Origin of the sequence: Pseudarthrobacter sp. SORGH_AS 212, assembly GCF_030818145.1 — a bacterium.
In the GTDB taxonomy this organism is placed as follows: domain Bacteria; phylum Actinomycetota; class Actinomycetes; order Actinomycetales; family Micrococcaceae; genus Arthrobacter.
The window spans coordinates 2782562-2808295 of sequence record NZ_JAUTAA010000001.1 but is presented as its reverse complement, the minus strand read 5'-3'; the positions used below and the strand labels follow the sequence as shown (position 1 = coordinate 2808295).

The 25734-nt window shown below is 66.3% G+C and carries 25 protein-coding genes and 1 pseudogene; 11 read left to right on the top strand and 15 right to left on the bottom strand.

Features of this window, described 5'->3' with window-relative positions; genetic code table 11:
• Nucleotides 1–4: 4 nt before the first annotated feature.
• Both QE394_RS12770 and QE394_RS12765 read right to left on the bottom strand, forming a co-directional pair.
• On the bottom strand, nt 5–973 hold the full coding sequence (locus tag QE394_RS12770; protein ID WP_056077766.1) for a sugar ABC transporter permease: 969 nt from the start codon (nt 971–973) through the stop codon (nt 5–7).
• A complete protein-coding gene (locus QE394_RS12765; protein WP_056077769.1) occupies nt 970–2391 on the bottom strand; it encodes an extracellular solute-binding protein in 1422 nt (473 codons plus the stop codon). Before QE394_RS12765 ends, QE394_RS12770 begins: the two co-directional genes overlap by 4 nt.
• A gap of 271 nt (nt 2392–2662) precedes the next feature.
• Here QE394_RS12765 and QE394_RS12760 point away from each other — a divergent pair, with 271 nt between their 5' ends.
• Together QE394_RS12760 and QE394_RS12755 are read left to right on the top strand one after the other, a co-directional pair.
• Nucleotides 2663–5113: an HAD-IC family P-type ATPase gene (locus QE394_RS12760; protein ID WP_349034697.1), complete on the top strand. Its 2451-nt coding sequence runs from the start codon at nt 2663–2665 to the stop codon at nt 5111–5113.
• A 3-nt stretch (nt 5114–5116) separates the two neighbouring features.
• On the top strand, nt 5117–5518 hold the full coding sequence (locus QE394_RS12755; protein WP_261620244.1) for a DUF1003 domain-containing protein: 402 nt from the start codon (nt 5117–5119) through the stop codon (nt 5516–5518).
• A 47-nt stretch (nt 5519–5565) separates the two neighbouring features.
• On the opposite strand, the gene QE394_RS12750 is transcribed toward QE394_RS12755, so the two are convergent.
• Both QE394_RS12750 and QE394_RS12745 read right to left on the bottom strand, forming a co-directional pair.
• Complete coding sequence (locus QE394_RS12750; RefSeq protein WP_349034696.1) at nt 5566–6306, bottom strand: hypothetical protein; 741 nt, start codon at nt 6304–6306, stop codon at nt 5566–5568.
• A 197-nt stretch (nt 6307–6503) separates the two neighbouring features.
• A complete protein-coding gene (locus QE394_RS12745; protein ID WP_015938430.1) occupies nt 6504–7544 on the bottom strand; it encodes an NAD(P)-dependent alcohol dehydrogenase in 1041 nt (346 codons plus the stop codon).
• Between the two features lie 237 nt (nt 7545–7781).
• Here QE394_RS12745 and QE394_RS12740 point away from each other — a divergent pair, with 237 nt between their 5' ends.
• The gene (locus QE394_RS12740) at nt 7782–8666 is read left to right on the top strand and encodes a helix-turn-helix transcriptional regulator (protein WP_349034695.1); all 885 of its coding nucleotides are present in this window, start codon (nt 7782–7784) and stop codon (nt 8664–8666) included.
• Between the two features lie 53 nt (nt 8667–8719).
• Here QE394_RS12740 and QE394_RS12735 read toward each other — a convergent pair whose 3' ends face one another.
• Nucleotides 8720–9847, bottom strand: coding sequence for a PQQ-dependent sugar dehydrogenase (locus QE394_RS12735; protein ID WP_349034694.1), 1128 nt, complete (start codon nt 9845–9847; stop codon nt 8720–8722).
• 143 nt (nt 9848–9990) lie between these two features.
• On the opposite strand from QE394_RS12735, the gene QE394_RS12730 reads away from it, so the two are divergent.
• The 7 genes and pseudogenes from QE394_RS12730 (at nt 9991) to QE394_RS12700 (ending at nt 17470) form a co-directional block, all read left to right on the top strand.
• A complete protein-coding gene (locus QE394_RS12730) occupies nt 9991–10878 on the top strand; it encodes a hypothetical protein (protein WP_156368351.1) in 888 nt (295 codons plus the stop codon).
• Nucleotides 10879–11394: 516 nt separating this feature from the next.
• On the top strand, nt 11395–12495 hold the full coding sequence (locus tag QE394_RS12725) for an ABC transporter substrate-binding protein (RefSeq protein WP_349034693.1): 1101 nt from the start codon (nt 11395–11397) through the stop codon (nt 12493–12495).
• Nucleotides 12492–13349 carry an ABC transporter permease gene (locus QE394_RS12720; RefSeq protein WP_261620239.1) on the top strand — a complete coding sequence of 286 codons (858 nt, stop codon included), beginning with the start codon at nt 12492–12494 and terminating at the stop codon, nt 13347–13349. Before QE394_RS12725 ends, QE394_RS12720 begins: the two co-directional genes overlap by 4 nt.
• The gene (locus QE394_RS12715) at nt 13325–14146 is read left to right on the top strand and encodes an ABC transporter ATP-binding protein (RefSeq protein WP_349034692.1); all 822 of its coding nucleotides are present in this window, start codon (nt 13325–13327) and stop codon (nt 14144–14146) included. Before QE394_RS12720 ends, QE394_RS12715 begins: the two co-directional genes overlap by 25 nt.
• 25 nt (nt 14147–14171) lie before the next feature.
• Nucleotides 14172–15551, top strand: a complete 1380-nt coding sequence (locus QE394_RS12710) for an LLM class flavin-dependent oxidoreductase (RefSeq protein ID WP_349034691.1) — start codon at nt 14172–14174, stop codon at nt 15549–15551.
• Nucleotides 15551–16945 (top strand): LLM class flavin-dependent oxidoreductase, encoded by a 1395-nt coding sequence (locus QE394_RS12705; RefSeq protein WP_349034690.1) that lies wholly within the window; start codon nt 15551–15553, stop codon nt 16943–16945. The genes QE394_RS12710 and QE394_RS12705 overlap by 1 nt, the downstream gene beginning before the upstream one ends.
• 101 nt (nt 16946–17046) lie before the next feature.
• Nucleotides 17047–17470 (top strand): annotated as a pseudogene (locus QE394_RS12700) (universal stress protein).
• A gap of 73 nt (nt 17471–17543) precedes the next feature.
• On the opposite strand, the gene QE394_RS12695 reads toward QE394_RS12700, so the two are convergent.
• The 4 genes from QE394_RS12695 to QE394_RS12680 form a co-directional block, all read right to left on the bottom strand.
• The gene (locus tag QE394_RS12695; protein WP_056077789.1) at nt 17544–17939 is read right to left on the bottom strand and encodes a cupin domain-containing protein; all 396 of its coding nucleotides are present in this window, start codon (nt 17937–17939) and stop codon (nt 17544–17546) included.
• Between the two features lie 44 nt (nt 17940–17983).
• Nucleotides 17984–19210 carry an MFS transporter gene (locus tag QE394_RS12690; protein ID WP_349034689.1) on the bottom strand — a complete coding sequence of 409 codons (1227 nt, stop codon included), beginning with the start codon at nt 19208–19210 and terminating at the stop codon, nt 17984–17986.
• Nucleotides 19211–19337: 127 nt separating this feature from the next.
• Entirely contained in the window at nt 19338–20237 is a 900-nt protein-coding gene (locus tag QE394_RS12685) for a DUF817 domain-containing protein (protein WP_349034688.1), read from the bottom strand.
• Nucleotides 20230–21036, bottom strand: coding sequence for an oxygenase MpaB family protein (locus QE394_RS12680; protein WP_349034687.1), 807 nt, complete (start codon nt 21034–21036; stop codon nt 20230–20232). Before QE394_RS12680 ends, QE394_RS12685 begins: the two co-directional genes overlap by 8 nt.
• A gap of 206 nt (nt 21037–21242) precedes the next feature.
• Here QE394_RS12680 and QE394_RS12675 point away from each other — a divergent pair, with 206 nt between their 5' ends.
• Nucleotides 21243–21656, top strand: a complete 414-nt coding sequence (locus tag QE394_RS12675) for an Hpt domain-containing protein (protein ID WP_349034686.1) — start codon at nt 21243–21245, stop codon at nt 21654–21656.
• Here QE394_RS12675 and QE394_RS12670 read toward each other — a convergent pair.
• The 6 genes from QE394_RS12670 to QE394_RS12645 all read right to left on the bottom strand — a co-directional run bounded on the left by QE394_RS12670 (nt 21650) and on the right by QE394_RS12645 (nt 25693).
• Nucleotides 21650–21793 carry a hypothetical protein gene (locus QE394_RS12670; RefSeq protein WP_156368355.1) on the bottom strand — a complete coding sequence of 48 codons (144 nt, stop codon included), beginning with the start codon at nt 21791–21793 and terminating at the stop codon, nt 21650–21652. The genes QE394_RS12675 and QE394_RS12670 overlap by 7 nt on opposite strands.
• Nucleotides 21794–22061: 268 nt before the next feature.
• The gene (locus QE394_RS12665) at nt 22062–22397 is read right to left on the bottom strand and encodes a hypothetical protein (RefSeq protein WP_056077801.1); all 336 of its coding nucleotides are present in this window, start codon (nt 22395–22397) and stop codon (nt 22062–22064) included.
• Nucleotides 22398–22405: 8 nt separating this feature from the next.
• Complete coding sequence (locus tag QE394_RS12660) at nt 22406–22858, bottom strand: hypothetical protein (RefSeq protein WP_156368356.1); 453 nt, start codon at nt 22856–22858, stop codon at nt 22406–22408.
• Nucleotides 22859–23146: 288 nt separating this feature from the next.
• Complete coding sequence (locus QE394_RS12655; protein ID WP_056077808.1) at nt 23147–23629, bottom strand: hypothetical protein; 483 nt, start codon at nt 23627–23629, stop codon at nt 23147–23149.
• Nucleotides 23630–23802: 173 nt separating this feature from the next.
• Nucleotides 23803–24576 carry a class I SAM-dependent methyltransferase gene (locus QE394_RS12650; RefSeq protein ID WP_056077810.1) on the bottom strand — a complete coding sequence of 258 codons (774 nt, stop codon included), beginning with the start codon at nt 24574–24576 and terminating at the stop codon, nt 23803–23805.
• Between the two features lie 169 nt (nt 24577–24745).
• Nucleotides 24746–25693, bottom strand: coding sequence for a polysaccharide deacetylase (locus QE394_RS12645; protein WP_349034685.1), 948 nt, complete (start codon nt 25691–25693; stop codon nt 24746–24748).
• Nucleotides 25694–25734 lie beyond the last annotated feature (41 nt).

Genomic DNA, 25734 nt, shown 5'->3' with positions numbered 1-25734 from the left:
GGCCTTACTGGTAGAAGACGAATCGTTTGCTGAGCCGGAACTGCGCGGCCGTGATGGCCATGATGATCAGGGTGAGCAGCACGCCGATGGCAGATGCCTGGCCGAATTCGAGCCGCTGGAAGGCCGATTCGAAGATCACCATGACGGCGGTGCGGGTGGAGTCGCCCGGGCCGCCCCGGGTGAGGACGTACGGCTGGTCGAACACCTGGAGGGCGCTGATGATGGCCATGACGGAAGCCACCAGAGTGGTGGGGCTGAGCAGTGGAAGCGTCACGTGCAGGTGCTTGCGCCAGCCGGTGGCGCCATCAATGGATGCGGCCTCGTAGGTCTCCACCGGGATGGACGCCAGGCCGCCGATGAACAGCAGGAACGAGAAGCCAAAGTTCTGCCAGACGTAGACCAGGATGACGACGGCGGCGGACCCGCCGGGGGTGGTCAGCCACGGGACCGCGGGGATGCCCACCAGGGACAGGAGCCAGTTGACCACGCCGAACTGTTCGTTGAAGAGGTACCGCATGAAGATGGACACTGACGCTGCGGAGAGGATCAGCGGGAAGAAGAAGGCGGAGCGGAAGAACACCCGCAGCCACGCCGGCATCTTCTCCTGCACCATGATGGCCAGGGCGAGGGCCAGACCCAGTTGCAGGGCAACGGCCACCACCACGAACACGATCGTGTTCAGGAATGACACCCGGACGGTGGGGTCCTGCACTACTTCGGCGAAGTTGTTGAAGCCCACGAAGGACGGTGCGGAGATGATGTCCCAGCGGAAGAAGGCAAGGACCACGGACGCCACGATGGGGATCAACGTGAACAGGCCCATGCCGAGGATGGTGGGGGCCAGGAAGACCCAGGCCAGCCAGCGCTGGCTGTGGCGGTTGCCGGAGGCGCCTTTCCTGCCCCGGGCCGGCGCGGGCTTGTCCGGCCGGGCGTCCTGCCGCGGCCTTTCCCGCGGCGGGATGGTGGTGCTCATGGCTGCCTCCTCAAGGCAATTTCAAGGTCGCGCTGCATCGATGCAAGGGCCTGCTTGAGCTGCTGTTCGTCGCCGCTGACGGCGAGTGAGACGTTCTTCATCAGGGCCGTTTCGACGGCGGCCTGCTGGGGCGGTGCCGGGATGGGGCCGGTGGTGGGGAACCTGTCCAGGGTGTCGTAGAAGACCTTCCAGTGTGCGGGCCCCTTGCCGGCGTAGAGCTTTTCGTTGACCATGGAGCGGCGGGCCGGCGTGGTGGCGGGGTTGGGAAAGATCAGTTCCATTGCCTCGCGGCTGGAGCTGAACTTGATCCATTCCCAGGCGGCGTCCTTGTCCTTGGCGGTCTTCATCATGGCGTATCCGGCGGTGCCGAACTGGTGCCGCTGCGTTTTCCAGCGCGGGAAGAACTGGACGTCGAAGCCGTCTTCGGCCATGCCTGCCTCGTGCAGGCCCTGCACCCAGTAGCCGCCGGCAGGCGTGGTGCCGATCCGGTTGGAGGCGAACAGGCCCACCAGGGAGTTGCCGCCGCCTTCTTCCGGGCGGACACCGAGCCCGTCCTTGACCAGGCCGCGGAGGTAGTCGAAGGATTCGAAGACGCGGTCATCATTGGCGTTGGGTTCCAGCCACTGGTAGCCGCCGGAACGGAGGCTGCGGGAGGGGTCGCTGGCATAGAAGCCGTCCCAGAGCCAGTCTCCGCCGGTGGACCGGGTTTCCTTGAGGAAGCTGGTGTCGTTGGCGTAGAGCCAGGGCACCACGCCGCCGAAGAGCCGGTTGGTCCAGTAGTACGGGGTGAAGTCCGAGGGCCGGGCCTTGCGCATGGCGGCGAGATTGTTGCGGAAATCGAGATGCGTCCAGTCATCTGCCGGGCGGTCCAGCCCCGCTTCCGCGAACGCCGCGGTGTTGTAGTACATGTTGGCCGCGTTCCAGTCCATGGGGAGCTGGTAGAGGCTGCCTTTGTACATGAACGCTTCCACCAGGCTGGGGTGGACATCGCTGAAGAACTCCCGCATGTCCGCAGCGTCGCGGCGGATGTATTCGTCCAGCGGGTGGGCCAGCTTCTCGGCGAAGAGCTGGGCACCTTCAGTGGCCACGTAGACCACGTCCGGCGGGGTGCCTGCAGCCACCATGGTGAGGATCTTGGTGAAGAAGTCCTTCCAGTCCACGGCCTGGATGGCCTGGACCTTCACCTTGATATCCGGGTGAAGGCTGCTGAAGGCGTCGATGGCGCGCTGGCGGGCGGCGGCGTCCGCTGCAGTGCCCAGGATGGCGATGCTGAGGCTGTTGTCCCCGCGGCCGGGGATGTCCGTCCCGGAGAGCCGGGGCCACGACGCCACGGATGCTCCGATGATTCCCGCGCCCAGGGCACCCAGGGCGGTGCGGCGGGTGATCTGCCGCAGCTGCCCGTTTATGGCTCCGGTCATGTCTAGTTCCTTCCTAACACGTGTTAGGAACTGTAGACCGAGTACCTAACACGTGTCAAGCGTCACAATATAGGGCGGCGTCGCGGTGACTCCGTACCGCAGTGCCGGTGCCGAATCCGGCAGTATGGCGCTGCGAACCGGAGGTATACGCTTAGCGCAACTCGTGCAGGGCAGCGGTGCCGCCGAACGGCGGCCTGTGCCTTGGAGCGCCCCGGCCGATCAAAGGAACGACGATGGACTCCCCGTTTCCCACGGAACTGGGAAAGCTGTGATGAAGAAGGGTATTTCGAGGGCCGGCAAGGAATCCAACGTTGTTCCCCCGACGACCACCGGAACAGCAGGTCTTTCCGCCGGTGAGGTGGCAGCGCGGGTCGAGGCCGGCTCCACCAATGTGATGCCGGACTTTTCCAGCAGGAGCCTGTGGGACATTTTCAGGGCAAATGTCCTGACCCTGTTCAACGCCATCGTCGCCGGCAGTTTCCTCCTGCTTCTGTTGCTGGGCCAATGGCGGGATGCCTTGTTCGGCTTCGCGGCGGCGAGCAACGCACTGATAGGCGTGATCCAGGAATACCGGGCCAAGAAGTCCCTTGATCACCTTGCCGTCCTGAACTCACCGCTGGCGCGGGTGCTCCGGGACGGTGCGGTCCGGGACATCGACGTCGAAGGCGTGGTCGAGGACGACGTGTTGGTCCTTCGCGCCGGCGACCAGGTCACTGCCGATGCGTTGGTGCTGGACGCCCAGGGGCTTGAGGTTGACGAGTCGCTGCTCACCGGTGAATCGGATCCGGTGGGCAAGGAGGCTGGCGCCGAGGTGTTATCCGGTTCAAGCGTGGTCAGCGGCCATGGCAGGGCAAAAGTCATACGAGTTGGACCTGCGTCCTTCGCAAGCCGCCTGACGGCCGAGGCCAAGCGCTTCTCGCTGGTCCACTCGGAGATCCGTGCGGGGCTCAACCGCGTCCTCCGGTGGATCACCGTGGCCCTGCTGCCCATCATGGCTATCGTCGCCAACGCGCAAATGCAGCAACAGGGCGGGTGGCAGCAGGCAATCGCCACCGGCGGGTGGCAAACCGGTGCCGTGGGCGCCGTCGCCAGCATCATTGCCATGATTCCGCTGGGACTGGTTCTCATGACCAGCGTCGCCTTTGCCGTTGGCGCCGTCCGGCTCGCCCGCCAGAAGGTCCTGATTCAGGAATTGGCCGCGGTGGAGGGGCTTGCCCGGGTGGACGTGCTGTGCCTCGATAAGACAGGGACGCTCACCCTCGGCAGGATCGCTTTCGACGCCGCACACCACGTCGGTGCCGCGCCGCCGGAAGATTGGGCGAGGGTCCTGGGCTGGTTCGGCGCGGACCCTGACGCCAACGCCACCGCCCAGTGCCTGGCCAGCTCCTTCCCGAACGACGACGGCGCCGGCCCGGACTCGTCCGTCGCGTTTTCCTCGGCCCGGAAATGGAGCGCGGCGAGTTTCCCAGCCCAGGCATCCACGGCCGGTGCATGGGTGCTGGGCGCGCCCGAGATTGTCCTCGATGCCAGGGACGCCGGCGCCGTCCCCGTGCTGGAGGCGGCCGCCGTCCTGGCCGCCACGGGCCTGCGGACCCTTGTCCTGGCACACTCGGCAACGGGTTCCTGGACCGGTCAGGATGAACCGGTTCTTCCCGCCGGACTGGCTCCAGCCGTCCTCCTCACTTTCCGGGAAGAAGTCCGGCCCGACGCCGCACAAACGCTGGCCTACTTCCGGGATCAGGGCGTGGGCCTGAGGATCATTTCAGGGGATGACCCCCGGACGGTGGCAGCTGTCGCCAGGGAGGTCGGACTGGCCACTGATAACGGCTTTGACGCCCGGCAGCTGCCCGAGGACCCCGAATCCCTGGCCTGTGTCATGGAAGACCACACCGTGTTTGGCCGGGTAACCCCGGCCCAAAAGAAGGCCATGGTCCAGGCGCTGCAAAGGCGGGGCCACGTCGTGGCCATGACCGGCGATGGGGTCAATGATGCCCTGGCCCTGAAGGAAGCCGACATCGGCATTGCCATGGACTCAGCCGCAGCCGCCACCAAGGCTGTGTCGCGGCTGGTGCTGCTGGACGGCCGGTTCGACAGGCTGCCGTCGGTGGTCGGGGAGGGCAGGCGCGTGATTGCCAACATTGAGCGGGTCTCGATGCTGTTCCTGGCCAAGACGGCCTACGCCGTCATTCTGTCCGTGACGTTCGGCGCCATGCTCTGGGCATTCCCACTGCTTCCCCGGCAGTTTTCGGCTACCGACGGCATCACCATAGGAATCCCCGCCTTCTTCCTCGCCCTGATGCCCAACAGCCGCCGCTACCACCCCGGTTTCCTCAAACGCTCACTCTCATTTGCCGTACCGGCAGGGCTCATCACGGCCCTCGCAATCCTCGCCATCAACGCATACTCCCTGCAGCTGAATATTGGCACCAAGGAAATGCGGACGGCTTCCGTCATCGTGCTGACCCTCGTAGCGCTCTGGGTGCTGGTAGTTCTCTCCCGGCCGCTGAACCGGTGGCGGGCCATCATCATCGTTGCCATGTACGCTGCCCTGGTTCTCCTGTTGACACTGCCCCCACTGCGGGACTTCTTCGATTTCGAGGTGCTGTCACTGGAACACCTCACGGCATCTGTGCTGGCCGGCCTCTCCGGGGCCCTCGCCGTCGAAGTCCTGTTCCGGCTCCACCGCAGGTCCCTCAATGCCGGGCCCCGCGCTCTAGTCTGAGTCATGGACCATCACACACAGACCTGGCACGACAAACACCTTGCGTCACTGACGCCGGGCCAGCGCGCCGCCGACGTCATGCGCAACGGGATGGGAAGCTGGCCATTCGTGGGCAGCTTCATCGGTTTCATGATGATCTGGGCTGCCATCAACACGTGGGCACTGGCGTCCAACGCATGGGACCCGTACCCCTACATACTCCTGAATCTGCTGCTCTCCATGCTGGCAGGGCTCCAGGGTGCAATTCTCCTCATCGCTGCCAAGAGGCAGGACGCCATCACGGCGGCCATGGCCCAACACGACTACGACACAAACCTCAGGGCCAAGGAGGAGATCGAACTGTTGATATCAGTCAACCGTGAGCAACTCGAAATCCTCCGCGAACTCAGGAAGGAACCCACCTAGCGGCCGGGCTGCGGGACCGGAACTCAAAACCGGGCACGCCTGGACTGTCACCCGGCCGGGCGGAGCGAGGTAATCATCCGGCGGATGTTCTGGTATTCCGTGGTGTCCATGTACTTTCGGGCCTGTTCCAGGTACGGAAGCGACTCGCTGCCGGGTGTGGTGTTGTTCTCCGGGTTATAGAACGCACCGAACATGGCGGCAGTGGGCGGCCAGGTGAAGAACTGGAAGATCGGGCAGGCCAGGTCGCCGTCGGGTGCGGCGGAGACGGTTATGCCGTAGGCCGCAGCCGGGGTGTTGTCCGGCCCGGGGGTGCCGGAATTGCCGCGTGTTTCGTATACGAAGCGCGGCACTGTTCCGGCCTGGGCCAGCGCAGGGAGCTGCTGGGATTCTAGTTCAGTGAACGGGTACTTCTCCGTGCAGGTGGAGCCGGTGGCCATGTTCGTCCGCAGCGTCGCCAGCGGCTTGCCGGCCTCGTTGGTGACCTCGGCAAAGGCCCAGCCGCCTTCCGGCAGCTCCCCTGCCGGATCCCGGACGCTCCAGCCCGCGGGGTGGTCGAACGCCAGCTGCCCGTCCGCCGTCGTAAACGTTGCCCAGGTCCCCTTGGTGCTGGTGGGAGTGGGCGCCGGGGTCGTCGTTGTACCTGTCCCAGCGGACGGGACGGACGGCTGCATCGACGGCGGGGAGGGAGCTGAGGTGGTGGACTGCGGCGGGCCGGCCTGCTGTCCGCAGCCCGCTACGGCCACCGCGGCCAGGACCAAAACGGGAAGCAACCCGCGGAACGCTTTCATGACACCCTCCCGGGCCTCGCAAGATAAGTCCTTCAATTGTGGGACTGCCGCCCGGTTTTGAACTGGCCGGCATCCGATTGGCGCCCAACCGTTGCGCCCGGTAACGGCGGGATCTACGTGGCGGTCCTGCACGGACTTAACGCACGAACGGCGGCCGCGCTCCTTCCGGAGCGGGCCGCCGTCGCACGTTTACTGGCTTAGATCGTGGCGGTGTCGATCACGAAGCGGTAGCGGACGTCCGAGGCCAGGACGCGCTCGTAGGCCTCATTGATCTTCTCGGCCGGGATGACCTCGATCTCTGCGCCGATGCCGTGCTCGGCGCAGAAGTTGAGCATCTCCTGGGTTTCGCGGATGCCGCCGATCATGGAGCCGGCGAAGGACCGGCGTCCGCCGATCAGGGCGAAGGCGTTGACCGGGAGCGGCTCGGCGGGAGCACCCACGTTGACCAGTGCGCCGTCGAGGGTCAGCAGCTGCAGGTAGGAGCTGATGTCGATCGAGGCGCTGACCGTGTTGATGATCAGGTCAAAGTGGCCGGCGAGTTCGGAGAACGTGTTCTCGTCGCTGGTGGCGTAGTACTTGTCGGCGCCCAGGCGGAGGCCGTCTTCCTGCTTCTTCAGGGACTGCGACAGGACCGTCACCTCAGCGCCCATGGCGTGGGCGATCTTGACGGCCATGTGGCCGAGGCCGCCGAGGCCGACGACGGCGACCTTCTTGCCGGGACCTGCGCCCCAGTGGTGCAGCGGTGAGTAGGTGGTGATTCCGGCGCAGAGCAGCGGGGCGGCGACGTCGAGGTCCAGGCCTTCGGGGATGGTCACCACGAAGTCCTCGGTGACGACGACGTGGGTGGAGTAACCGCCCTGGGTGATGGTGCCGTCGCGGTCAACAGCGCCGTAGGTGCCGACGTTGCCCTTGAGGCAGTACTGCTCCTCGCCCTTCTGGCAGTTCACGCACTCGCGGCAGGAGTTCACCATGCAGCCGACGCCGACGCGGTCGCCGACCTTGTGCTTGGTGACCTCGGAGCCAACCTCGGTGACGATGCCGGCGATTTCGTGGCCGGGGGCCAGCGGGTACTGCTGGGGGCCCCAGTCACCGCGCACGGTGTGGATGTCGGAGTGGCAGATGCCGGCGAACTTGATGTCGATCAGGACATCGTGGGGTCCCACTTCGCGGCGTTCGATGGTGGTTGCAACCAGGTCCTCGGTGGCGGACGGGGATGCGTATGCCTTGACGGTGGTCATGGTTCTCCTGTGCTTCTTGGGGGATCTCTAAAATGCTACCGGCGCTGTGGGCCTGGAATCTGCAAAACGGGCCTGCCTCGGTGGCCCTGTTGTACCTAGTACTGGCAGTCCTACCTTTGGCTGCGGATGGGATGTTCTCCATCACACCTGTTATTGGGGCCGGTAGCGAGGGCCCTGCTGTAACGGGTTATGGCAGACCCTCCTTAGGGCCCGGGCATTCGTCGTAACGTGTCGTGTATGGATAACCGAGCCGAGGTACGGCAGTTCCTTTCCACCCGCCGCGGGCGCATCACGCCCGAACAGGCAGGCATTGAACCTTACGGTGGGCGGCGGCGGGTGCCAGGGCTCCGCCGGGAGGAAGTGGCCAGGCTGGCCGGCGTCAGCGTGGACTACTACACGCGCCTGGAACGGGGGAACCTGACGGGGGTCTCGGACAGCGTGCTGGATGCCATCGCCGGTGCGCTGGAACTGGACCGTGCCGAGCACGACCACCTCTATGACCTTGCCCGCACCGCCAACACGTCGGGGCGCAAACGTGCCGCCACTGCTCCGGCGGCGGGGGTGCGCCCGGAGCTGCAGTACCTGCTGGACACGATCACCGGGGCTCCAGCGTTCATCGGCAACAACCGGCTGGACATCGTTGCTGCGAACACCCTCGGTTACGCCTTGTATTCGGACATGTACCGTGGACCGGCACGTCCCGCCAACCATTCACGGTTCATCTTCCTGGACCCCCGGGCTCACACCTTCTACACGGACTGGGAGCGTGCCGCGAACACCAATGTGGCCATCCTGCGGCGCGAGGCGGGGCGGAACCCGCACGACAAGGGCATTGCCGAACTCATCGGCGAGCTGTCCATGCGCAGCGACGAGTTCCGCACCCGGTGGGCTGCCCACAACGTCCGGCGCCACTACGCGGGGACCAAGTTTTTCCAGCACCCCGTGGTGGGCCTGCTGGAACTGAACTACCAGGTCCTGGGGCTGGAGGAAGACCCCGGGCATTCCCTGACGGTTTATCCGGCCACCCCCGGCAGCGCCTCGGACCAGGCCCTGAAGCTGCTCGCGTCCTGGGCGGTGACGGAGAACATCGTGGAACTGGCCCACGCGGGCGCCCGGAACTGACCCGGCATCAGGACCGGCGGTGCCCGCCGCAACGGGCCCCAACCTTGTAGGTGCTATCCCAATGGAACGGCGAGGATCCGGTCGTCGCCCTGCCGTGGGCTGCCCCGCCCGTCGGTGTTGTTGGTGACCAGCCACAGCTTGCCGTCCGGTGCCACCGTGACGTCGCGGAGCCGGCCGAACTCCCGTCCGAAGTGCTCGCCAGAGGTGGACGGATCCGAAACCGGAACGGACCGCAGCACCTGCCCGCGCAGGTTCGCGATGAACAGGGTCCCGCCGGTGTGGACCATCCCGCTGGGGCTGGCCGAACCTGGCTGCCACTGCTGCACCGGGTCCACGAAGCCGTCCCGGTCCGCGATGCCCTCCACCGTTGGCCAGCCGTAGTTCGCTCCGGCGGTGATGATGTTGAGCTCGTCCCACGTGTTCTGCCCGAACTCCGTGGCGAACATGGTTCCGTCATCAGCCCAGGCGATTCCCTGCGGGTTCCGGTGTCCGTAGCTGTAGACGAGGGATCCGGGGAAGGGGTTGCCGGCTGGAACGGTGCCCTCGGGCGTCATCCGCAGGATCTTTCCGGCCAGCGCGTCCCGGTCCTGGGCGTCATTCCGCCGCCCGGCATCCCCGGTGGTCACGTACAGCATGCCGTCGGGCCCGAAGGCGATCCGGCCGCCGTCGTGGTTGCCAGCCGCCGGGATCCCGTCCAGGAGGGTCCGCGGCTGCCCCAGGGACAACGAGCCACGCGTACCGGTGACCGGGAAGCGTTGAACACGGTTGCCGTCCTCCGCCGTCGAGTAGACGAAGAGGTCACCGCCGTTGCCCACGGCGAGGCCGAGCAGACCGGCTTCCCCGCGGGCGGCCACGCCGTCCACGGTGCCGATGGACCGCGCCGAGCCGTCCGCGGCAAGCTCCAGGATCCGGCCGCTGTTGCGTTCGCTGACCAGCGGAACGCCGTCGCGGAACACCACCGACCACGGAGCCTCCATGCCGGTGGCCACCGGCTGCGGGGTGCCCGCGATGGTGGCTGCCACGGTGGGCGATGGACTGTCCGCAGTGGAGGAGGCCGGAGAGGACGGTGCCGGTGCAGACGAAGTAGGGGAAGCCGGCGTTCCTGTTGCAGGCGGGGGCGACTGGTCCACCGTGCACCCTGCCACGGCCACCAGGGTGGCGGCGAGAGCTGCGGCAACCATGAACCGCACCGACAGGGCAGCGGACGGTGCACGCCGGACAGGTTGATGCGCTTTCACCACAGGCCGGCGTGTAGTCATAGGTAGATCATCGCCTGCCTTCAATCGATGCGCATCCCCGACGCCGCCCTACTAGGCTTGCCGTCATGGGGGATACACACGATAACGGTGGGACGCGGCTGGCTGTAACGGACGCGGGTGATGAACGCCAGCCCCGGGCGCTTTCGCCGGTGGCGAGGGCCTTCAAGGCTGCCTCACCCTGGATTTGGCGGCTGTGCGGCGGCGCCTTCCTGCTCTTTGCCCTTGTCATGGTGGTAACCATTTTCGGGGATTCCTGGGATGTCCGGACCGTCCGCTGCGACGTGGTGTCTGCCGCACCGAGCACCAGTTCCGGCGGAACCCGCGGCTCCGCTTCCACCGCAGGGGTTCAGCTGGAAACATCGGACTGCGGTCCGGTGCACTACTCCGACGGCGTGTCCTTCGAGAACCGTGACCAAATTGCCTCCTCAATCACGCCAGGCGAATACGACTTCGAAATGGGATGGTCTTCCCGCGTTTTGGGTGTGGAAATGAGGCAAATCATGCCCACGGCCCGCGGGTACCGGGTCTACAGCGACTGGATTGTTGACGGCGCGGCGTTCGGCTCGGAAGAGGATGCCAAGAATGCAGCCCTGGCCGCCCTCCGCGCCCTGGACGGGACGAATCCCGGAGCGCTCGTTGTGGAGTACGGCACCTCCCGGTTCGAAGCCGTTGGCTCTGCCACTGTGGGTTTCGTGTGCCACCGGAACAGCGACACCGGAAACGCGGACCGGTGGTCGGAGCTGCAGGACTTCGGGCCCGGTGCCGGGTCCGCCACGGGCACCGTCGAGGTGCCGGTGGCGAACGGAACAGCCTCCGTGGCGGCTCGCAACGTGCACACCCTGGACCGCACCGTGGCAGCGATGGAAGAGTTCTTCGCCGACCCCACGGCAACGCCGGCGGCGCCGGCATGGGTCACCGGAAACTTGGTCGAGAGGACGCGCTTGGCCCGCTAGCCTCACTAGCCCGCAGTTCCAGTCACATGACACCCCGTTGCGGTTCGTGGCGCAGGGTTGCCTGTTTTGACCGTGCAGCACCCGAATATGTAGCGCCGTTGCGTCCCGTTGAGCGTCCGCCGCAAAGTGCTGGCCAAGCCCCTGAGATGCGTGCTTAGGTAGTTTTCACGGTCCCGGCCAGGCCGATTTGCAGCACCCACCAGCTTCAACCCGCGCCAGCCCAACCCGGCCCCATCAAAGACAGGAGGACCTGATGTCTGATTCATCCAGCCGAATGCACGGCAGCACCACATGGGGTCCGCATTGTTGCTCCCGAATATCTCCGCCCCGCCGAATGGCAGCAACACGGCGCTAGCTTCGGCCGCAGCCCCACAGATTTCCTTGCAGCGGGGGCCGGCGCGTCGGGCCTGATTCGCCCGACGCCGGCACTCCCCTTTCACCCCTTTCCCGCCTTCCGGGCCACGAGCCTTAGCCTGCCCTGCCCGGATTCGCCCGCATTCCTTCCGAAAGGCACCCATGTCCTTCGCAGCATCCTCCCCACCCCCTTTCACCCGGCGCCGTGCGCTCGGGGCACTCCTGGCGATTCCCGCCGTCGGGCTCCTTACGGCCTGCGGCGGTTCCGCCACCGCCGGCGGCGAGCGGATCAGCCAGGAAGCCCTCGCCCCGCTGGCGTCATCGGTACCGCCCGGCACCACCATCACGGTGGGCGACCCCAGCATCCGCGTGGCATTGGAACTCTCCGGCCTGAACAAGGAACTGGCCGGCATCAACGTGGAGTTCGCCAACCTCTCCGGCGGGCCACAAACCACCGAAGCGTTCCGGGCCAATGCCCTGGACGTCGGCTCGGTGGCCGATATCCCGCCCATCCACGCCACCTGGACCGGCCTTGACGTGCGCATCATCGCCGCCGTCTACCGCCAGGACGCCGTGAACCACCCCATCTACGAACTCGGCGTCGCGCCCGGAGCCGGGATCACGAAGCTGGAGGACCTGCGCGGCAAGAAGGTGGCGTACAGCCCCGGCCAGGCACAGGGCGCCCTGGTTTTGCGCATCCTGGACAAGGCCGGCCTCACGCAGGAGGACGTGAAGCTCGTGGAACTGCCCAGCACCGGCGACGCCTACGCCTCCGCACTGTCCAGCAAGCAGGTGGACGCCGCACCACTGGGCGGGGTCCAGATCAAGCGCTACCTCGCCAAATACAAGGACGACGGCGCCAGCACCCTCCGCCACGGCCTGCGGGATGACCCCGGCCACCTCTACTCCCCCGCCGGCGTCCTGGCCGACCCCGCCAAGGCAGCCGCACTGGCCAAGTATGTGGAGGTGTGGGGCAAGGCCCAGCGCTGGGTGGAAGACCACCCGGAGGAATGGCTGGCCGGCTACTACGTCAAGGACCAGGGCCTGTCCCGCGAGGACGGCCAGTACCTGATCGAAGCCACCGGAAAACGGGACATCCCCACCTCGTGGACCGAGGCAATCGAACGCCACCAGCAGACCATCGACCTGCTGTCCCGCGAACAGAAGAAGCCGCAACTGAAGGCCACGGACCTCTACGACACCCGGTTCGAGGCCATCGGCGGCACGTCCTTCGCCGCGGCCGCCACGGCAGGTGCCGCGTGAGCGCCGTACTGGACCGTCCCGCCGTCGAACCCCATCTGGACCCGGACCTCGATAAGCGTGACGACGTCCGGCCCACCGGCAAGCGGCTGGGCCCGGGCAGGCGCCGCCGGCTCGCCTGGCTGCTCGGCCCCGGAGCGCTGCTGGCACTCTGGACCGTCACGTCCGCCACCGGCATCCTCGATCCGCGCATCCTCTCCGAACCCTGGACCGTGGTGGCCACCGCAGGGGAGCTGATCGCCGACGGCCGGTTCCAGGAGAACCTCGCCATCTCCGCCCAGCGCGCGGGCCTGGGACTGTTCTTCGGAATCGTTGTCGGCGCAACCCTGGCACTCCTGGCCGGGCTGAGCCGGATCGGCGAAGCACTGATCGATGGCCCCGTGCAGATCAAGCGCGCCATCCCCGGCCTGGCCCTGATCCCGCTGCTGATCCTGTGGTTCGGCATCGACGAGACCATGAAGGTCCTCACCATCACTTTGGGCGTGTTCGTCCCGATCTACCTGCAGACCCACGCCGGGCTGCGCGGCATCGACCTGCGCTACGTGGAACTGGCACAGACCGTTGGCCTGAGCCGGGCCGGCTTCATCCGCAAGGTGGTACTCCCCGGCGCCCTGCCCGGGTTCTTCCTGGGCCTGCGCTTCGCGGTCACCGGCGCGTGGGTGTCGCTGGTGGTGGTGGAACAGATCAACGCCACCAGCGGTATCGGCTACATGATGGAGCTCGCCCGCACCTACGGCCAAACCAACATCATCGTCCTCGGCCTGGCTGTCTACGGCATCCTTGGCCTGCTCTCCGACGGCATTGTCCGCTTCATCGAACGAAAGGCCCTCTCATGGCAGCGCACCCTGGCGGGCTGACCGCCGTCGCATCCCGTCCACTCACCAACCCCTCCGCGGACGCCGCCAAGGCCGCGGTGTCCGTGCGGGACGTGGTCCGCAGTTTCGGGCCCAAAGGCGTCCTGAACGGCGTGGACCTGGACATCGCACCCGGCGAATTCGTGGCACTCCTTGGACCCAGCGGCTGCGGCAAGAGCACCCTGCTCCGCGCCCTGGCAGGGCTGGACCACGACGTCCGCGGCAGCGGCGTCATCAGCGTCCCGGACCGCGTGTCAGTGGTGTTCCAGGACTCCCGGCTCCTGCCGTGGGACACCGTCCTGGGCAACGTCACCCTTGGTTTGCGGGAGCACGACGCCGAGAGCCGGGCGCGCAGGGCCCTCGCCGAGGTGGGGCTCGCGGGCCGCGAAAAAGCCTGGCCGCACGAGCTGTCCGGCGGTGAACAGCAGCGCGTCGCCCTGGCCCGATCCCTGGTCCGTGAGCCGCAGCTCCTGCTGGCAGACGAACCGTTCGGCGCCCTCGACGCGCTGACCCGGATCAGGATGCACGGCCTGCTCCAGGACCTCGTGGCCGCGCACCGGCCGGCGGTCCTGCTGGTCACCCACGACGTGGACGAGGCCATCGCCCTGGCGGACCGGATCGTGGTGCTGGACCACGGGCGCATCGCCACCGTGCGCACTGTTGCACCGGGGATCGCTTCGTCAGCCGATGCCGCCGGCCACGAAGCCCTCCGCCGCGACCTGCTCACCGCCCTGGGCGTCGAAGCCCCGCACGCCCCGGAACCCGTCCACCCCGCCCAGCCCGCCGCCGTCGGCCGCTAACCCAAAACTTTCCAAGGAGCCTTCCATGAGCAGCACGCCCACTGAACCGCAGCGCCACCTCCACCTCAACGCCTTCCTCATGAGCACCGGCCACCACGAGGCCTCTTGGCGGCTGCCGGAAAGCGACCCGCAGGCCAGCACCGACGTGGAGCACTACAAGAACCTCGCCCGCACCGCCGAACGCGGCCGGCTGGACTCGATCTTCTTCGCCGACTCCCCCGTCCTGTTCGGCGAGGTGGGCCGCCGCCCCGCGGGCAAGCTCGAGCCCACAGTGCTCCTCACCGCCATCGCCGGCGCCACGGAGCGGATCGGGCTGATCGCTACCGCCTCCACCACCTACAACGAGCCGTTCAACCTGGCCCGCCGCTTCGCTTCGGTGGACTGGGCCAGCGGCGGACGGGCCGGCTGGAACGTGGTGACCACGGCCGGGCCGGACGCTGCCCGCAACTTCGGCGTGGACGATCAGCCCGCCCACGCCGTCCGGTACGAGCGTGCCGGCGAGTTCATCGAGGTGGCGCAGAAGCTGTGGGACAGCTGGCAGGACGATGCCGTCCTGGCCGACAAGGATGAGGGCGTGTGGGGCGACGCGGACAGGATCCGCACCGTGGACCACGAGGGAAAACACTTCAAGGTCCGCGGACCGCTCAACGTGCCCCGCTCCCCGCAGGGCCATCCGCTGATCGTGCAGGCAGGCTCGTCTGAAGACGGCAAGGACCTCGCCGCGAAATACGCGGACGCTGTGTTCACCGCGCACCAGACCCTTGCCGACGCGCAGGAGTTCTACCGCGACCTCAAGGCCCGCACCGCCGCTGCCGGCCGCGACCCGGAAACCATCAAGATCCTCCCCGGGATCGTGCCCGTCATCGGCGCCACCGTGGAGGAAGCCCTGGAGCTGGAACGCGAACTGGACCGGCTGATCAAGCCCGAGTACGCCCGGATCCAGCTCGCCAAGACCCTGCGGGTGGAGCCGGAAGACCTGCCGCTGGACCGTCAACTGCCGGACAACCTGCCCAGCGAGGACGAAATCGAGGGCGCCAAGAGCCGCTACACGCTGATCGTGCAGCTGGCCCGCCGCGAGCAGCTCACCGTCCGGCAGCTGATTGGCCGGCTGGGCGGCGGCCGCGGGCACCGCACGTTCACGGGCACCCCGGCGCAGGTGGCGGACGCCATCCAGGAATGGTTCGACGGCGGCGCGGCGGACGGGTTCAACATCATGCCGCCGGTGCTCCCCTCCGGGCTGGAAACGTTCGTGGACCAGGTGGTGCCCATCCTGCAGGAGCGCGGGCTGTTCCGCACCGAATACACCGGACGGACACTCCGGGAGCACTACGGCCTTCGCCGCCCGGAGAACCAGTACGCCCATGCGGCCGCTCCGGAGCTCGCATCGATCGGCTCCGCGTTCTGATGGGCCGGCAGCTGAAACTCAACCTGTTCATCTATCCGGGCGGCCACCACGAGGCCGCGTGGCGGCACCCGAAGTCCCACACCGACCGGCTGCTGGACATCCGGTTCTACCAGGAGCTGGCGCAGCGGGCCGAGGCCGCCAAGCTGGATGCGGTGTTCTACGCGGACGGCCCGGCGCTGGAAAGCAATGTCCAGTTCGCCACCCGGTTCCGGATCGAACCGTTCACCTGGCTGTCCGCGATTGCGGTGGCCACGGAGCGGATCGGCCTGATCGGCACGGCCAGCACCACCTACCTGGAGCCGTACAACGCGGCCCGGCTGTTCGCCTCGCTGGACCACCTCAGCAACGGCCGCGCCGGCTGGAACATCGTGACCACCGGCGCGGAACGGGCGGCGCAGAACTTCGGACTGGATGAGCACCCGCCGCACGCTGAACGCTATGACCGGGCTGACGACTTTGTCCGCGTGGTGGGCAAGCTCTGGGACAGCTGGGAGGACGACGCAGTAGTGGCCGACGCCGGCACGGGAATTTTCGCCGACACGTCACGGATCCATCCGGTGGAGCATGAGGGCAGGTACTTCCGCGTGGCAGGACCCCTGAACACGCCGCGCTCCCCGCAGGGCCGCCCGGTCTACGTGCAGGCTGGTTCGTCCGAGGACGGCAAGGCCTTTGCCGCCGAACACGCGGAGGCGGTGTTCACGGCCCACCAGTCGCTGGACAGCGCGCAGGAGTTCTACGCGGACATCAAGGCCCGGGCGGCGGCGTTCGGCCGGGACCCCGGACAGCTCCTGGTGCTGCCCGGCATCAGCCCGTACCTGGGCTCCACCGAAGCCGAAGCGAAAGCGCTGAAGCAGGAGTTCGACGAGCTCACCCAGCCCGAATACGGGCTGGGGATCCTGCGGAAGCTGCTGGGCATCGACCTGGACGGGGTGCCGCTGGACGGGCCGTTCCCGCCGGAACTGCTGGCCACCGCGGGTAAGGCGGGCAGCCGCAGCCAGCTGGTGCTGGACATCATCTGCCGCGAAAACCTCACCGTCCGCCAGGTGCTGCACCGCTTCGCCGGCGCCCGCGGACACTACGTTTTTGCCGGGACTCCTGTTCAGGTGGCGGACGAGATCCAGCGCTGGTTCGAGGGAGGCGCCGCGGACGGGTTCAACATCATGCCGCCGTGGCTGCCCGGGGGCTTCGATGCGTTCGCTGACGAGGTGGTCCCCATCCTGCAGTCCCGCGGCCTGTTCCGCACCGAATACTCCGGACGGACGCTGCGTGAGCACTTCGGCCTGGCCCGCCCCGCAAGCCAGTACAGCCGGGGCCGGCACACCCCGGGCCAGCCCGGCGCCGTCCAGCGGAGCCAGCACGTTCCCGGCGAGCCGCTGCTGGGAGCAAACACCTGACCGGACACCGCAGCCCCGGTTCCCTGTGCCGCCGCCGCATCCGCTGGCCCCTCCTTTAGACTGGCCCCTTGACGGTATTGCCCCCGAGTGAAGGAGCCCCCATGAGTGGAGTAGTCGTTGTAGGCGTGGATGCCAGCGCATCTGCGCGGAAAGCTGCGGAAGTGGCACTGGACCTGGCCGAGTCGCTCGGAGCGTCGCTGCACGTGGTGACCGGGTTCGAGTCGGAGAGCGCCGAGACCTTCGGTTCGGGCTCCGACCAGGTGACTGTTTTCCGGGGTGACAGCGCCCAGCATGTTGCCGAATCCCTGGGCGCGTCCAGGCCTGGAGTGGAGGTCACCCACTTCGCTTCCCGCGGAAAGCCGGCGCGACTCGCTCATCAAGGAAGCCATCCGCCTGAATGCCCGGCTGATCGTGGTGGGCAACCGCAGGATGCGCGGCATCGGCCGGCTCCTGGGCAGCGTGGCCAACAGCGTGGCGCACAACGCCCCGTGCGATGTATACATCGCAAACACCTACGAGGACTGAGGCACTTCCCGCACAACGTGAAGCGGACGACGGCGGAAATTCCCGCCGTCGTCCGCTTTCGTTTTCCGGCCGGTCAGGCCAGGTACTCGTCGTCGGTGACGTGGTCGAGCCAGGTGACCACCTGCCCGTTCCCGTCGGCTTCCTGCATGGCCACATGCGCCATGAACCGGTCCGGGGTGGCTCCGTGCCAGTGCTCCTCGCCGGGCTCGATGTAGACGACGTCGCCGGGTCGGATTTCCTGGACCTCCCCACCGCGCCGGGCCACGAGGCCGATGCCATCCGTCACGTAGAGGGTCTGGCCCTTGGGATGGTGGTGCCAGGCGGTGCGTGCCCCGGGGGCGAACCGGACGTGGGCACAGCCGATGGCTGACTGGTGGTCGGGGTTACGGATGCCGTCGATCTGCACCGTTCCGGTGAACCATTCTGTCGGCCCGGCCCCGGTCTGGCCGCCGCTCTTGGTGAACTTCACTTTTTCCTCCTTGTATTCCGGATTAATCGAAAGTCTTGGACGGGTCAGCGGGCCCGTCCTCCTGCCCGCGAGGCCTGGAACGCCAATGCCGCCGCAACTGCAAGAACCGCTGCACTCACCAGGAACGTCCCGCGGTGGCCAGTGGCATCGAACAGCACCCCGCCCAGCATGGATCCGATGGCGATGGATGTCTGGACAACTGCGACCATCAGGCCACCGCCTGCCTCGGCGTCGTGCGGCATGGCCTTGGCAACCCAGCTCCACCAGCCCACGGGTGCGGCGGTGGCCAGGAGTCCCCACAGCCCCAGGAGGACCACGACGGCGGCGATCCAGCCGCCGGACGGAACAAGGGCTGCGGCAATGACTGCCATCAGCACCGGAATGGCAACCAGCGTCCTGTACAGGCCCGTACCCAGGAAGCGCCCAATCAGCATCGTGCCGGCGAAACCGGCCACACCGATCACCAGCAGCACCAGGGACACGGTGGCGACGCCGGCCAGGGTCACCGTTTCGAGGAACGGCCGCACGTAGGTAAACAGGATGAACTGACCCATGAAGAAGGCCCCGCAGGCTGCCATCCCCCAGGCGACAGGTCCGTTCCTGAGCGCCTGGAAGATTCCGAAAACGCGCACAGTTTTGAGGGGCCGCTCTTCAATCTTCATGGCGGGAAGGCTGATCCACTGCCAGGCCAGGGCGATCAGAGCCACCGGCACAAGGCAGAAGAACGCGCCGCGCCAGCCCATAAGGGTCCCAAGGTAGCTTCCCAGTGGGGCGGCCAGCACCGTGGCCAGGGCGTTGCCGCCGTTGAAAATGGCCAGGGCACGCGCCACCTGGTGGGCCGGCACCAGGCGCATCGCGGTAGCCGCCGACATGGACCAGAATCCACCGATCACAACGCCAATCAGCGCGCGGCCAACCATGAACAGCAGGTACCCGGGCGCAAGGGCCACCAAGGCTCCGGACACCGCCATCAACGCTGTCAGCCCAAGGAGCAGGGTTTTCCGGTTCATGGTGCCCGCCAGCGCAGACACGGACAGGCTGGTCAGTACGGCGAACAGGCCCGAGATGGCGATGCCCTGCCCCACCATGCCTTCCGAAACCTGGAGGTCGGCCGCCATCGGGGTGAGCAGGCTGACGGGCATGAATTCGGAGGCGATCAGCGCGAAGACGCACAGCGACATCGCATAGACGCCTCCCCAGCGCGCGCGGTGGTCTTCGCGGCGGTCTGCAGTGCCGGGCTTACTGGTATCGACAGGTGTTTCTAGGGCCATGGTTTCCATCAAACAGCCCCTGCGGAATCCTAGCGAGGGCCCTGCCTAAACGGGTTACGGCAGTGCCCCTCTGCACGGGAGGGTTCTGCCGCGGCAACGTCGCCTCGGTCTTCTCCCAGGCGTCCCCTCAACCGGGCAGGTTTGACCGTACCCGGAACGCCCGGCGTCGTCCGCCTTCTTCTTCCGGGGGTGCCGGCTTGTAGACCCAGGCCACCAGCACTACGGAGATGATCATCAGCAGGAACCAGGCCACGAGTTTCTCCAGTCCCACCGGGTGCCAGCCCGCCATTTGGCTGGGATAGAGCCACGCACCGGACCAGGTGGCGATGTTCTCGGCGATCCAGATGAACAGCGCCACCAGCAGGAACGAGACCACCAGCGGCATCTGGAACTGCCGCCGGAACACCCGGAAGTGCATCACGCAGCGGCCGAAGACCACCACGACGGCGGCGAGCAGCACCCAGCGCAGGTCCCAGATGTAGTGGTGGCTGAAGAAGTTGACGTAGATGGCCGCGGCCACGATTGCGGTGATCCACCTGCGTGGGTAGTTGGCGAACCGGAGGTCGAAGAGCCGGTAGACGCGGACCATGTAGGAACCCACGGCCGCGTACATGAAGCCGCTGAAGAGGGGCACGGCGCCGATCCGCAGCACGCCCTCGGCCTCGTAGGACCAGGAACCCACGTCCGTTTTGAACAGTTCCATGCAGGTCCCCACCAGGTGGAACAGCACGATGACCCGGAGTTCCTTCAGGGTTTCGAGTTTGAAGGCAACCATCAGGACCTGGATCACGACGGCGGCGAGGGTCAGGAAGTCGTTGCGGGCCAGCGCCGCGCTGTCCGGGTACCAGAGGCGGGCCGCCATGAGCACCGACAGGAGGGCCGCCCCGAAGATGCAGGCCCAGCCCTGTTTGAGGCCGAAAACCACGAACTCCGTGAGCCTGGCTTTGGCGCCGTTGGCCGGAGCGGTGGCGAGGAAGCGGCGGGCACTTTCATCGATCCGCTGCTCAACCGGGGTGGAACTACGCACTGACTCCCTGACGCTTGGCTGACCGGCTGTTCCTGCGGATGTCCTTGTCCAGCTCGCCCAGGAGGTAGTCCTTGAGCCCGTGCCGGATGCCCCGCGGGAGCCTTGGGTAGGTGAGTGACAGCATCCGCATGGTGCTGTTGAAGCGGCGCTCATGGCGGTCGTTCCACGGCAGGCCGAAGTCCTGGCGGATCCGGTCCGGCAGGAACCCTGCGGTGAGGAACCGGGCCGGCGGAATGATGGCCCGGTACCAGAGGGCGGTGTGCTTGGGGTAGAGCAGGCCGTGCGCCACCCGGATGCCGGCGGGTCCGGCCTGGAGGGTTGCCACCTGTTCGTCCCAGTAGCGGCCAAACGCGGCCCGGTCCTGCGGCCACATGCCCTCGGGAACCTGCAGGGCGGTGCCGAGCCGCGCATAGTCGCGGTACATCGCATCGGCCGTGCCGGCGTCGAGCGGGCCGTAGATCTTCTCGATGACGGTGCGGGCGGTGTCGTAGAGCGTGGCCACCACCCAGAGCTGGAGTTCGGGATCGTAGGCGCTGTAGCCGGGCGACTCCGCGGTGTCCGGGCGCCCGACCGGCACGTGGGCCCGGTTTACCCGGCGGCGGACTTCCTTTACCTGTTCGTCGGTGCCGTAGACGATGGCGTACACATAGGTGAGCGTGCCCTTGAGCCGGTTAACCGGGCGGCCCTCAAAGGTGCTGTGTTCCGCCACTCCGCGTCCCACGGCCGGGTTGGCGAGCTGCAGCAGCAGGGCACGGCCTGCCCCGGCGAGCATGATGCCCTCGCCGCCGAACTCAGCCATTTCCCGAACCATCCCAACAGGCTACCGGAGGTAAACAGCACTGTAAGCAGGGGTCGGTACCCGGAAATGCGAGTACCCACCACTCATGCGCTCCGGCCCCGCAGGCACGTACCGTCCGTTGAAAGTCCTGCCGCAGCATCGCGCAGGTATGCCGACAGCGGGAGGCGCATCATGGGCCGGCAGCGGGACGTGCGGGGTGGAGGACCGTGACGCAGGACGACGGCTACGCCCTGCCGCTGCTGGACAAGGCGGTGCTGGAACGGCTGCGCTCCGACCTGGACGACGACGAAGGCGTGTGGCAGGTCTTCATCCAGGATTTCATCGCCAACCTGCCGCACCGGATCCAGAAGGTACGCCTGACGTTCACCACCGGCGACGCCCCGGGTGCCCTGGATGCCATCCTGAGTTTGAAGACGTCCAGCCAGATGATCGGTGCGGAGCGGCTGGCCGGCCTGGCCCTGGAACTCGAGCGGGCGCTGCGCACCGCTGCCCGCGGCAACGGCTCGGCCACCGCACTCCCCCGGCTGGCGGCAGAGCACCTGCGGGGCATCAAGCAGTGCGCGGACCAGACCACCAACCTCCTGCGGGCACTGCTGGAGGACCGGCCCGGCGGTTACTGACGCCCGTCAGGGTGGCTGGCCAGAATCCCGTCGATCCGGTTCAGCAGGCCGGGCCAGCCGCTGCCCATTCCTTCGTAGGCGGTCCGGCCTTCCATGGGATGTTTCAAGCGGTGTTCAAGCCGGATGGCGTTGGTCATGGCGGGTCTCCTCGTCCGGGTTCTTACGAACGTGTTTAGCACGCCGGTACGACACCCGGCCCGCCCAAGCCGGCTGTTTAGCGGCCAGAACGCCGACTCAGCAGAAGGTTCCCGACGGCGGGATACGCCTTCTTCGCAGGCGCCTCGGCAGCGGGGACGGACATCAACGGAAAATGTGTCATAGTCCGCCCGGCATTCAATCGCAAAGCTACAGCAGTCCCAATGGTCCCGACCTCGTAGTGTGCTCAGGAACTAGGTTTACAAGATGTCACGTCTGCCCGTAAGCGTCGAGGACGAGGACCATCATGGACGTAACCACCATCGCGAGAAGCGGTATCCAGAACGCGATCCGTCGCTTGGCGAGCATCACGATCGTGGCTATTGCCGCTGCGAGTGGGATGAGGAAGATCAGAACGTAGGCAGTCGTTGCCGCCCATTGCGGTATCGAACGGCTTCCGTCCATCCACTCGGACGCGCCGAGGGCGACAATCAAGAACTGCGCGACGGCCACGAACGGCTGCCCAACCAAGATGATGATTGAAAAGACGCGATCGATGATCGAGGGCTGTCTGGCACTCCGTTCATCGACCTGTGCTTTTTCCACTATTCGTCCTAACGCATTCTCGAAGTAGCTTTGAGCGGGCCTAAAGTGCTGCTGATGCGGGTACCCTGCTCAGTCGTGGCACCCATTACAAGCACACCAAACTCGAACCCTGAATACCGCGTCCGCCTAAACAGACCGGCCTTCGGTTCAGCGTGCGCACCGGGCCCGACTGCCGATACGAAGACATCGCTGTTCTCGTCACCACTGGCGATGAAGGTCACCCGGCGGTCGAATATCTCCGACTCGAAGCGGGCTCGTAGCTCAATGACGAACTCGCCACCGGCTTCCACATCTAGATGCAGAACACCTAAGTCGCCAAAGGCAACTTCGCCAGCGGACTTCAGAGTCCCGTCAGCCTGACGGACCGATATCGTCGCGCGACCTTCCCGAACCTTGCCATCTTTCACCCATGAGACGTCATCACGCGGATAACATCCCAAGGTCACCTCGTCTGCCTTCACAACACCCACCCCTTTCCAAAGCTATAGGGCACAACTTACGACGATATTGGAGGGGACTGCCCCCGGTTGGGTTGACTCGTTCACCTAAGTCGCACGGTGACCGAAGCGTCCGGTAAAGGATCCCTAAGCGGGCAGGACATTGTTATGTCCGAAACCTCTTACGGTATTGCAACGAAGAACCAGTTTGGATATGTCGGATCTGATGGAGCACTTTTCCGCCCATAGGGCCCGGACGGTCGCCAAAACTTTCCCACGCAAGATTAGAGCAACTCAGCGTCTTGAAACCCTTTATCGGTGCTGACGCAACTCGTATCCCGTTGCACCCCGAAGCATCCTGATCGTCCAAGGTGGCTCACCGGCAGGCTTGATTGGAACTGCAAGGTATTCCATCTCGTAGGCAGACGAAAGCGATTTACGGAATACGCGAGTGAACACCTCATTACTCAGCGACTCATAGAGAGCGTGTTCGAATGCATCACTTTGACCAAGTTCGGTGGTGAGGAACTTCGCCATCTCATGGTTAGCACCAGACATGAACTTCTTGGTCATGGCCTTGCCCCAAACCGCCAGCCCCACAGTCACTAACACCAGCACAAGGGCAAAAGGGATGAAACTCTGTGTGGCAAGCAAGACTGCTTCGATGACCACGAACAACAGAAGGATCAACACTGTTGGTATGTGCGCGGCGTTGCGTTTCTTGAGGATCTCGTCAGGGAGAAGCAACGTGACGTAGGGGCGGTCCGTTTTATCCTTTGAAGCCGCATCATCCATACCTGGCTACCTTACCGGCCGACCTGGGCGCACAAGGTCACAGCACCCAATGCTTAGCTGCCTACTCCTGCCGCTGTTCGGGCGTACGAGGTGCTGCGGTTCGACTACGCCACCGACCGTCCGGGGGTTGATGCGGCTTTACATCTGCCGCGCCGGGTCGGCCGCGCGAGCCCCTACGCTCTTAAGCAGAAATAAGCCATCCCGAGTACGCCCCGGTAGCCCTCTTCATATGCAGCGCGCTGTGCCTCATATCGCTGGCGGACGTGCTCCGCGGCGGGATGGTGGTCATCATGTGCTTCCAGCCAACGGGTGAACCTGCCGCGATACCCGGCCTCGAAGACGTCCCACTCCTGAACGGTTGCCTGGTCGTCGTCCACCACCTCGAAGCCGGCGGCGCGGATCTGCTCGCGTAACGCATCTTGCGTGAGGTACTCGTCGTCACGTCCAGCCAGAGGGGCGGTGGCAGCCGGATGAGGTGTTGCTGACCAGATCGCCTCGCCGTAGATGAGTCGGCCGCCGGGAAGCACCAGTTCTCGAAGGGCACGCAGTGCTGCGGCGTAGTCGAGCGGCTGCGCGTCTTCTACCGGCGGCCCCCAAATCTGGCTCGCGCCGATGCAGATGACAGCATCTGCGGAGCGATCCTCGGCTTCCAGCCCAGGCACCGACTCAAACGTCACTCTGTCGAGCAGCCCACGGGTCAAGGCCTGTTGCCTGGCTCGGTCGATGGACGCGGAAGCAATGTCCACTCCGCGTCCCCGTGCCTGCGGTGCCGACCCCAAAACCCGAAGCAGCAGTTCACCCCATCCGCACCCCATGTCCAGAACCTCAGCCGGCGCCGGGTCGGACAGGAACGCCACAAGGTGTGCAGCCCGTTCCTCGGAGAGCGGCGTAAGCCAGGTCAGAGACTCGTAGAGGGGCGGCAATTCCAGCGAAGTACTGTCGGTCATCCCCAGATGTTCTCACGACACACAAAAGCGACGGCCTGTCCGTAAGCCGGCACAGCCAACGCTTTGAAACCGGCACCCCGGCTGCCACCGGCTGTCACCGGCTGGTCCGCAAACGCAGGCGGACGACGGCGGGAACCTCCCGCCGTCGTCCGCTGCTGTTTGATTTGGCCTACTTCAGCGCCCCCTCCCGCACTGCCGCCGGCGTGAACGCTGCACCCGCACCGGGGAATACTGGCACGTCGATCCGGGCGTGGGTGTGGATTTCGGTGACCGAGGCCTTGGTGTGCCGCGCGATCTCCTCCATGGTGGCCACCCACATGCCGTCCAAGCCCTTCACCCGCTCGATGAGCTGTTCCAGGGCCACGGCCTTGGAGGGCCGGCCGGAGATGAACGGGTGGTTGGTGAGGACGAAGCAGCTGCCCTGCGAGTGGTGGGCTTCAGCCTCGAGCGTCCACATTTCGAGGACCTTGGCGGGGCTTTCGATGACGCCGCTGCCGGTGACGCCCGGGTAGAAGGCGTACTGCTCCCAGTCGTCCAGCGTCCAGTCCACCGGGATCTCCACGATGTCCCGGGGATCATCGGCGGCGACGGCGAAGCGGTAGGGGGCGTCGCCGTCGAGCAGGCTCGAATCGTAAAGGAACCCGCGGTCCGCCAGCAGGCCCGGCGAATGCCAGTTCAGCTCCCACCACGGCGCCCGGTATCCCACCGGCCGGACCCCTGCCACCTTGGCCAGGGCTTCGAGGCCGCGGTCCATGTAGCTGGCCTCGGTAGCGGCGTCGATGCCCTGCATCGGCTCGTGCAGGTAGCCGTGGTGGCCCACCTCGTGCCCGCCGTCCACGATCTGCCGCACGATGTCCGGGTAGGACTCCGCCGTGAAACCGGGGATGAAGAACGTGGCCCGGACGTCCTGGCGCTCCAGGATCTTCAGCAGCCGCGGCACCGCCACCTTGGGCCCGTAGGACTGGTGGCTCATCAGCGACATCCGCCGCGTGCTGGTGGGATCGTGGGCGATGGTGCAGGACTCGGCGTCAACGTCGAACGTGAAGGACGCTGCGGCCTTGAAGCCTTCAGGCCAGGTGATGGGGTGCAGGAGGTCCGCGATGGCGGGCTGGTTCACGATGGATTCCTTTCGGCGGGCGCCGTGCGCCCGCCTGTACA